The 8869-nt window shown below is 45.1% G+C and carries 10 protein-coding genes; 3 read left to right on the forward strand and 7 right to left on the reverse strand.

Going from position 1 to position 8869, the window contains the following annotated elements; genetic code table 11:
• Window positions 1-109: 109 nt before the first annotated feature.
• The 6 genes from B2P60_RS08860 to B2P60_RS08885 form a co-directional block, all read right to left on the reverse strand.
• Entirely contained in the window at window positions 110-1087 is a 978-nt protein-coding gene (locus B2P60_RS08860; protein ID WP_286740834.1) for a zinc-binding dehydrogenase, read from the reverse strand.
• 180 nt (window positions 1088-1267) lie between these two features.
• A complete protein-coding gene (locus tag B2P60_RS08865) occupies window positions 1268-1900 on the reverse strand; it encodes a GDYXXLXY domain-containing protein (protein WP_286740837.1) in 633 nt (210 codons plus the stop codon).
• Entirely contained in the window at window positions 1897-3108 is a 1212-nt protein-coding gene (locus tag B2P60_RS08870; RefSeq protein WP_286740839.1) for a DUF4401 domain-containing protein, read from the reverse strand. The genes B2P60_RS08865 and B2P60_RS08870 overlap by 4 nt, the downstream gene beginning before the upstream one ends.
• Window positions 3101-4216, reverse strand: coding sequence for a DUF2157 domain-containing protein (locus tag B2P60_RS08875; protein WP_286740840.1), 1116 nt, complete (start codon window positions 4214-4216; stop codon window positions 3101-3103). The genes B2P60_RS08870 and B2P60_RS08875 overlap by 8 nt, the downstream gene beginning before the upstream one ends.
• Window positions 4217-4298: 82 nt before the next feature.
• Window positions 4299-4553, reverse strand: a complete 255-nt coding sequence (locus tag B2P60_RS08880) for a DUF2798 domain-containing protein (protein ID WP_286740841.1) — start codon at window positions 4551-4553, stop codon at window positions 4299-4301.
• A 29-nt stretch (window positions 4554-4582) separates the two neighbouring features.
• Entirely contained in the window at window positions 4583-4735 is a 153-nt protein-coding gene (locus tag B2P60_RS08885; RefSeq protein WP_230710425.1) for a hypothetical protein, read from the reverse strand.
• 85 nt (window positions 4736-4820) lie between these two features.
• On the opposite strand from B2P60_RS08885, the gene B2P60_RS08890 reads away from it, so the two are divergent.
• Both B2P60_RS08890 and B2P60_RS08895 read left to right on the forward strand, forming a co-directional pair.
• Window positions 4821-5531, forward strand: a complete 711-nt coding sequence (locus tag B2P60_RS08890; RefSeq protein ID WP_286740842.1) for an aspartate/glutamate racemase family protein — start codon at window positions 4821-4823, stop codon at window positions 5529-5531.
• An 80-nt stretch (window positions 5532-5611) separates the two neighbouring features.
• Window positions 5612-6562: an alpha/beta fold hydrolase gene (locus tag B2P60_RS08895; RefSeq protein WP_286740843.1), complete on the forward strand. Its 951-nt coding sequence runs from the start codon at window positions 5612-5614 to the stop codon at window positions 6560-6562.
• Window position 6563: 1 nt separating this feature from the next.
• Here B2P60_RS08895 and B2P60_RS08900 read toward each other — a convergent pair whose 3' ends face one another.
• On the reverse strand, window positions 6564-7610 hold the full coding sequence (locus B2P60_RS08900; protein ID WP_286740844.1) for an NAD(P)H-dependent flavin oxidoreductase: 1047 nt from the start codon (window positions 7608-7610) through the stop codon (window positions 6564-6566).
• 217 nt (window positions 7611-7827) lie between these two features.
• Here B2P60_RS08900 and B2P60_RS08905 point away from each other — a divergent pair, with 217 nt between their 5' ends.
• On the forward strand, window positions 7828-8790 hold the full coding sequence (locus tag B2P60_RS08905) for a GTP pyrophosphokinase (protein WP_230710431.1): 963 nt from the start codon (window positions 7828-7830) through the stop codon (window positions 8788-8790).
• The last annotated feature ends 79 nt before the right edge of the window (window positions 8791-8869 follow it).

Consider the following 8869-nt stretch of genomic DNA (forward strand, 5'->3'; position numbering starts at 1 on the left):
TTATTTCAAGTTGAGAGTGGGGTACTGTATTGTTATATTAATACGAATGGGCTTTTATCTGTGTTTTGGGGTGACGGGTTTAGCCATCAATGTGAGGGTGCATTACCTATTAAGGCTTAAGCAATACCTTGCCGTTTTTGTTTGACTGTAATTTGCCATCGACCGCTTTTTTGATATCAGCCAAATCAAAAGTCGCTTCAACCGGTAGTTTGAGGTTGCCGTTGGTCGCGCGCTCGATTAGCTCATCAATCAAACGCTGTTTGTTTTCAACGCTCATTTCTTGACTGATTTTGCTGCCCCAAAACCCTTTGATAGTCACTTGTTTAAAGATGATATTGGTTGGGTCGAGCGCCATTGGTTGCCCTGACATAATACCAAATGATGCCAATGTGCCGCCATGCCCCAGTAATGATAGCAAGTCGTTGCTGGACTCGCCGCCGACAGAGTCAATCGCGCCGCTGATTTCATCGTCGCCAATGATTTTACGGACTTGATCTTTCCAGTCCTCATCTGATGAGTTGATGTTGTTTTTGATATCGAGCGCTTCTAATTCTGCTACGGCATCGGCACTACGGACGACGTTGATGGTGTTGATACCGCGCGCTACGGCCAGCATGGCGAGTGAGGTACCGACCGCCCCATTGGCCGCATTATGGATAACCCATTGCCCGCTTTTTAGTTCTAAAAATTCGATCACCATTAAGGCGCTAAGGGGCATAGCGATAAGCTGGGCGGCTATTTCGTCCTCTAAGTCATCAGGAACGGCGAACACCATGTCTTCTGCAGCGACGAAGTACTCAGCCCATGTGGCTTGTACACTAGCAGCTGCGACGCGCTGACCGACTTTGACGTTTTTGACATCATCGCCGATGGCATCGACAATCCCCACCGCTTCGCTACCGCCGATTGCTGGCAGCTCAGGCTTAAAGCCATACTGTCCGCGTATGGTCAGCAGGTCATGGTTGTGAATAGAGGCCAGTATGGTTTTGACACGGACTTCATCCGCTTTTGGCTCGGGGACAGGGCTATCGCCTAAGCTCAATACTTCAGTGGGTTTACCAAAGGTGTTATAAGTGGCACTACGCATGTTAATTTCCTTTATTTATTTTTGAGTAATCGTACTTTAATTATTAGATTATTAGCAATCAACGCTCCGTAGAGAAGCGTACAATTCGATCACCACAGTAGCAAGACCACCTTATCGTTATCAGTACTTATTTGGTTAAGTAAGGTTATCCATGACTTCACGCCACCACCTCGTCATCGTCTAGTCGGGTGGGTTATCCAATGGCGCTTTAATCCGCTCTTTTGGTTCTATCACTTCAAACGCTTCGTTGGCTAGACTTGCCAGTAGCGGCTCACCATTATCGTTGAGACGAAACACACCGTATTCTGCTGCCTCAAAAGCCTCGGCATTCCCTTCTTGAAAGAAGTAAGCGTTGGACGCAATCTGTATCGAGCCATGACGCCTACGGTAATGAATGGCCTTCTCATTATAGGCTAAAGTGGCAGGCTGATGACTGTCAGCCAAGTGCACAAAGTGGCCAACGTTGTGTTCATCTAAGACGACTATCACATAGCCATCAGAGGGTTTGTCGCGGTCACTAGCTGTCGCCAATCTCTCCAAAATATCACGCTCCAAGTCATAACGAAGCGTCATATAGTCCCCTTGCATAAAGCCACGCGGGTCTACAGGGGCGAGCTCTAATAACACCGTATCGCCAGTCATAAGATGCGTCTCATATTTCACCACACTAAGCGTCATGACGATTAAAATTAATATTAGTCCAAATAGAGCAATGGAAATGGTGAATGTGCGTTTTTGGCTCCAATGAGTGGTGGGTGTGGAGGACAGTGAGGCGGGCTTAGACGCATGTTTAGTCAAGATATTGTCTGTCATGGCTGACGCTCCTGACTATTGGTGACGCTGCTTGGTGGCTTTGTATGACGGGTAAGATCATCAGCAAAAGGAGCAGTGAGATTGTCCATAAAATACCGTTTGATGACGAGCCAGCGCAGTAGCAATAGGACGATGCCAATGATGAACATCGAGCCGGACTTAACGAGTAAGGAGGTATCGAGCTGATAGTAATACCAAAACACGTAGCAAACCAAGGCAAAAACGCTGAGACCTAATAAGGTGCGTTGACTGTTGGCTATGGCGATCATGATAAGCAAACTGGTGGCCAGTAAGCCTGAGACATAAATCGACGTTATGCCAAGAACGATGGTGGCGCCGCCCGCGATAACGCCATGTTTTGACCATAGTTTGACATCGTAACGTTTAAGAATAAGGTAGACCGCATATAGACTAGTCGCTACCAGCAGTCCTTGTGCGACGAGGTAGTTATAGTGAAATGCCTCATTGCTGTCTACCAAGAAGGATCTGGACTCGCCCGCAGCCACATAGACTGAGAAGACAAGCAGTGTCAACGCACTGGCGTACATGAGTGCTTTACTGACCTCAAAAGCACTTAAGCGCCACTTGCTAGGAGCGTAACGCAATAGCGTATAACGTTGTAGATTGGCCCCAATAGTAATCAGTGCCAGTAGCGCCAAACTGACCTCGGTCAGCTGATAATAGCGGAGCAGATAGACCATACTGCCCAGTGCGGCCATACTACTTAACAAACGATACACGAAGTTTGGCATCATGATGGTCACCGCGCTCTGAAACAGCAAAAATAGCCAGATACTCAGAGGCTGGTCTATGTCGGCGTCCAACCATGCAAAAATGAGGTATAACTGACCCGCAGCGCTGATGGCAAAGGCTAAACTGGCCCAAAAACTGTGGCGGCGCATATGCTTGTTTTTAAATAACCCCAATCCTGCGACACTCAGTAATAGGCCGATAACAAATGTACCGAGCGTACTGTCAAAGACATTGGTTTCCCATAATATGAGTGATAAAAACCCAATGAAAAACAAACTCGCCAAGACGCCACTAAAGCCAAAAAATACCTGTAAGAACCAAGGATCGTCATGAGAGCTTTTACTGCTGCCTATATCTGCGCTCATTTCATTGGCATCAGACAAGTTGCGATCAATGACACCAAGGTTTTTTAGCTCAGCCAGTACTTGCCTCTCTTTATTCATCTTTTCATTCATCGTCTGCGCCTCTTCTGACTGGCTGGGTTTTATTGCCCCTATCTAAGTGCGCAGCGTTGCGTAGCCATATCACTGCGGCTGAACTCATCCCAATCAGCAGCAGCGCTAATATTAAGTAGCCAGCAGCGTTAGAATCGTCCAACAGCCATCGTCCTACCCAAACCATCACCCCAGTAATAAGAGAAAACGCCAGATAAGTGAGCATGAGTAAATCCACGCGGCGCTGATAAAAATGCCAAAGCATCAACCCGCACCAGCCTAACCATAGGGTGATCGACAACAGCGTGACTACAATAGGACCATCGTCAAAGGCACTGATAGTGGCAAGATACGTCACAAAGCAGGTGCTCAAGAAACCGACGACATACGTACTCCAGTGTAAGCTGGATGCTTTTTGCACACTTGTTACGCTAATAGCAGCGTTACTATTATGAGTCGTAGTATCAAAAGGATGACTAGAAAAAGTGGCGCGCTGATGATCAAAAACGCTGAGCCAGCCGTATAAGGCGATAAGGTTCAATAGCGACAGGATCGCTACCTGAAAGTGATGTTGAAAGCCTGTGTCGATAAACGGCAGGTTGGTGACATCGAAGTACAGCATTAAGCAGGTATTAATAAGCCCCAACCACAGTAGCCACAGCGCAGGAAAACGCGCGATCATGACCCATGGCGTAATCAATAGAGCCCATGTGAAAAATAACTGCCAAGTATCTGCGCCCGTCTGATAAATTTGCCCAAATAAAGCCAATAAGCTACCAGTAATAATACTGGCGATGAGTAGTAATAACTGGCGAATGAGCTGAAATCGTTGTCTAAACCGTCTTGTAAAATGAAGACCAACATAGAGAGCGATGGTGATGACCAACGCCCCTTCAACCAAAGCAAATTTACCCATCTTGCCCATGTTTTGCCAGTTATAGGCGATAAAGAAAACAAGAGACAGGACCAGTGCTACCGCGCCAATAATCAGCAGCGCTTTATCAAAAAATGCCAGCCATGTCTGCTTAGTGGGATAGATTCCAAGGTGGGTAGCCGCTGCATCGACGCGGCTGATGGGGAGCGCGCCGTGTTTTAGTAAATGCTCAATAGTGCGCTTTGGTTGACTCATAGCACTCTCTCATTAAGAACAGTTTGCAGACTATCTTAGCGGTTTTTATGAGGTAGTGATATCACTTGTGGGCTGTGATTACTTAATAAAACTCAATGTGACTAAGCACATGCTCTTGTACCATATAGGCACAGATATAAGCACTTGGCCACGCAAAAATAAAGGCCAGACCCCAGGAGTGCAAAAGCTCGGTAAAGAAGCCATCGACGTAGCCGACTTTGACGAGTAGTAACGCTGACGAGATAATCAAAGACATCATCAATGCCATAAGACCGGTAAAAATAAGGCGGTAGTACTTGCGCCGTATGCGTATTCTGATGAGAGGAAGTTTGGCCATAATATTAAGGGTGTCCTACAGGGCGATCGCTACGCGCAGCGGATAATGCTGGCACGTATGAATGCAGATAATGGTGAGCGGATAAATGCTCGTGAGTCAGGAGATGGTTGGCTAGTAGCGCTCATGATACCTTGTGATGATAAGCGGGTAAAATCGTTATTACTAACTTTGGCCTTTACCATATTATATTGTCATGCTTCTATAAAAAAAGTATGCTAAAAAACTGAGTCTACCGTACTAAAAAATCAACAAATGCTAAGGGTACATATGCCAAATCATCATCAAAACACACTGGGCATCATCGGTGGTATGAGCTGGGAGAGTACCCAAAGCTATTACCGCCTGATTAATAAAGGGGTCAAGGCTGAGCTTGGCGGTCTACATTCAGCAGACCTACTCATTCATAGTGTGGACTTTGCGCCAATCGGTGCGTTACAAGCGCAAGACGCATGGGATGAGTTGGGTAACATCATGGCAAGTAGTGGCACACGCTTGCAAGCGGCTGGCGCGAAAGGACTGTTAATCGCGACCAATACCATGCATAAAGTTGTGGATAATGTACAAGAGGCGACCGATCTGCCAATAATTCACATTGCTGATGCGACTGCTAATGCGATCAAAGAACAAAACCTGACCAAGATTGCTTTACTCGGCACCGAATTTACCATGACGCAAGACTTCTATAAGCAGCGTCTGATGGATGCAGGCTTGCAAGTACTGATACCAGAAGAGGACGCACGAGCAGAAGTACATCGCATTATCTACGAGGAGCTGTGCCAAGGGCGAATAAAAGACAGTTCGCGTCAGTATTACGTCGATGTCATCAAAGCCCTTGCTGAGCAAGGAGCAGAAGGTGTGATATTAGGCTGTACAGAGATTGGCCTACTGATCACGCAAGCGGACAGTCCGATACCCGTTTTTGATACCACGGCTATTCATGCAAAAGCGGCTGTCGCGTTCTTATTAAATAAAGATTAATGGGTCGTTATCCGCTATAGTTTTATGGTGAGTTAAAAATTGCCATAAGCTTTTTGTCTATGATGAATAAGGAGATTTTGATGACATTATTGCGCGCCAGTATCACCGCATTATTATTGGTTTCGGTCGTAGGATGTACCACACCCAATACCGTGACAGTCAACACCGCCCAAAAGCTCGTACAGTATGAGCGAAATAAAGCCGACCTTGAAAAAAAGGTATTTACGCTGGCGTCTGGCGATACCATGACCTACCTAGAAGGCGGTAACTTAAATGGTGAGCCTTTGTTATTGATCCATGGCTTTGGGGCGAACAAAGATAACTTTACCCGTATTGCTAAAGAATTGGGAGACTATCATTTAATTATTCCTGACCTGTTAGGCTTTGGCGAGTCGAGTAAGCCGCAGCAAGCCGACTACCGTACGGATGCCCAAGCGCAGCGTTTGCACGAGCTCATGCAAGCTAAAGGCTTGGCTGGTGATGTCCATGTAGGCGGTAATTCAATGGGCGGCGGTATCAGTGTCGCCTACGCAGCCATGTACCCTGATAGCGTCAAAAGCTTATGGTTGCTCGACAGTGGTGGCTTTTGGTCAGCAGGGTTTCCAGAAGACAGGTTTGGCGATGGTAGTCTTGAAGATAGCCCGCTGTTGGTCAAGAATGCGGATGACTATTTTGCCTTATATGATTTGGTCATGTACGACCCGCCCTATATCCCCAAAACCGTGCAAGCCGTCTTTGCTCAGAGCAACATTGCCAACCGAGAGCTGCATGCCACCATTCTTAAGCAGATCACGGAAGACAATGTGGAGGCACGTGCCAAAGTCATCGCCGAGTACAATATCCCAACGCTAGTCGTTTGGGGTGCTGAGGACAAAATTATAAAGCCTGAAACAGCAGTCGTGATGAAACAATTAATGCCGCAAGCGAAGGTCATTACGATGCCTAAGGTTGGCCACATACCGATGGTAGAGGCGGTAGATCAGACGGCGGAAGATTATAAAAGGTTTCGGGCAGGGCTTAAAGATAAGTAAGCTATAATTCTTTTACAAGGCGCTTTAGCAATGTCGTTGTATCCTCACCTCTAACCAAAGCGACGCCTTGTCCTGCCCATAAAGACTGGTGCTCGGCATCCAAACGCTTGGTCGCATCAGCACGCAAGAATTTGGTCATGGCATTGAGTTGTGGGTAAGGCGGCAAATCTGCGCTGTGTTCAAATTGGGCAAAATCCTGCAAATAATTGTTTAATAACCCGCGCGCAAGCTTGCCGGAAAACAGGCGAGTTAAGCGCGTCTCAGCACTGCGTTTGTCTTCACTGGCATCAAGTAGGGCTTGCTTGTAAGTGTCGTTAATACCGCACTTATCGGTGGTCAAAAATGCTGTGCCCATTTGCGCAAGCTCAGCACCTGCTATTTGTACCGCTCTGATATCCTGTGCCGTCATGATACCGCCTGCGGCAATCAACGGAATATCGGTACAAGCGCGCGTTTGGCTAATGAGTGTCAATAACCCTAAAGGATCGTTTTCGCTTTGTGGTAACCAGCCACCGCGATGTCCGCCTGCTTCTACCCCTTGTACACATACTGCATCTGCTCCAATCTCGCTCCATGCTTTGGCTTCCAATGGATGATTGGCCGTACCGATGACGCGCGTTCCTAGACGTTGCAACCGCTGAACTTGCTCAGCGCTGATAATGCCAAAGGTAAAACTGGCGACCGGTACAGGATTGTCATAAAGCACTTGTAGCTGATCTGCAAAATTTTGCGCGGGGCGCTCAGGTAACGCCACCTCGATATTATTGTCCTGATAGTACTGGCTTAGCCAAGCGGGCATCTCTGTATCAAAGGTGCTCGACTCATACTCAGACAACACCATCAGATTGACCATAAAGGGCCGTTCAGTCAAGGTTTTAATTGTATTGATTTGGCTGTTTAAAACGTCTGGCGCGGTCATGCCAGCACCCAACGATCCCAGTCCGCCAAAATTACTAACACACGAGATCAGTTCAGGCGTGGTGGCACCGCCTGCCATTGGGGCTTGAACTATGGGGTAGGTTAGGTTAAGCGTATTAAGTAAGGTCATGATAGATCCTTTTTATTAGGATATTTGCATGACTTACTGTAGCAGAGGAAGGCAGAGCGCGTGTTGGATAGTGTTTATTTAGTTGCTAAATAGAGAGGTAGGTTGTGGCTACGAAGTTGTAGTTAAGGTATTTGACTACAACTTAGTTTGTTCGAGCGTTTATGATGTAAGATACAATTATCGACTTCTTATGACAATCTATCCAACGAGCTACTAAATGAGTGCAATACTAAAAGAATATGACAAAAATAAAGATGTGTTAGAGAATCTAGACAAATCTCTTGAGACGCTTATAAACTCTCTGCTTAAACAGAAAGGTATTAAAGTTCATCAAATACAAACTAGAGTCAAAGATAGAGACAGTTTAGAAAAGAAAATTTTAGCAAAACAAAAGTACAAGTCTTTAGACGATATTACAGATATAGTTGGTGTCCGTATCATTACTTATTTTGATGACGAAGTAGACCAAATTGCGACTCTGATTGAGGAAGAATTCGTTATAGATCAAGATAATTCTGTAGATAAGCGAAAAATAGATAGTGATAAATTTGGTTATAGAAGTCTACACTACGTTGCCAATTTAAAAAAAGATAGGACGAACTTACCAGAATATTCTAGCTATAAAGAACAGAAATTTGAGTTTCAAATTAGGACAATCTTGCAGCATTCTTGGGCAGAGATTGAGCATGATTTAGGTTATAAAGGTGAGTTTGAGATTCCTTCTACTGCAAAACGTACTTTCTATAGAGTTGCAGCTCTTTTGGAGCAAGCAGATATCGAGTTCGTAAAATTAAAATCAACTATAGCGGATTATGAAAACAGTTTAAGTCAGAGTATCAAAAATAACCCTAGTCAGATTGAAATAAACAAAGCTTCTCTAACTTCTTTTATGAGTAAGAACGACAATGTAATAAATTTTGAAAATGATGTATTTATTGGTGAATATAATTTGGTTATCGAAGAGTTCAATATTGAAAATTACGTTGATAACCGGTTGATAAATCAGATTAAAAATCTGGGTATTGAAAATGTAGAGCAGTTAGAAAACGCTTATTTAAAAAATGAAAAGGCTACTAGAGAAGCTTTAAAATTAATTTTTAAACCAGAAGGTAGGAGTATGGTACGAGGTGGTTCGGTGTTAGTTTTGATAAACTATGTTTTATCTAACGAAAAGGGTTAGAAAGATTACGGTATAAACTAAACATATATTCTAACTGCAACAACCTTTCGCGTTCGAGCCCATCCCAGATTCTGTGTAA

Source organism: Psychrobacter sp. UBA3068, from assembly GCF_002366815.1.
Classification (GTDB): Bacteria; Pseudomonadota; Gammaproteobacteria; order Pseudomonadales; family Moraxellaceae; genus Psychrobacter; species Psychrobacter namhaensis.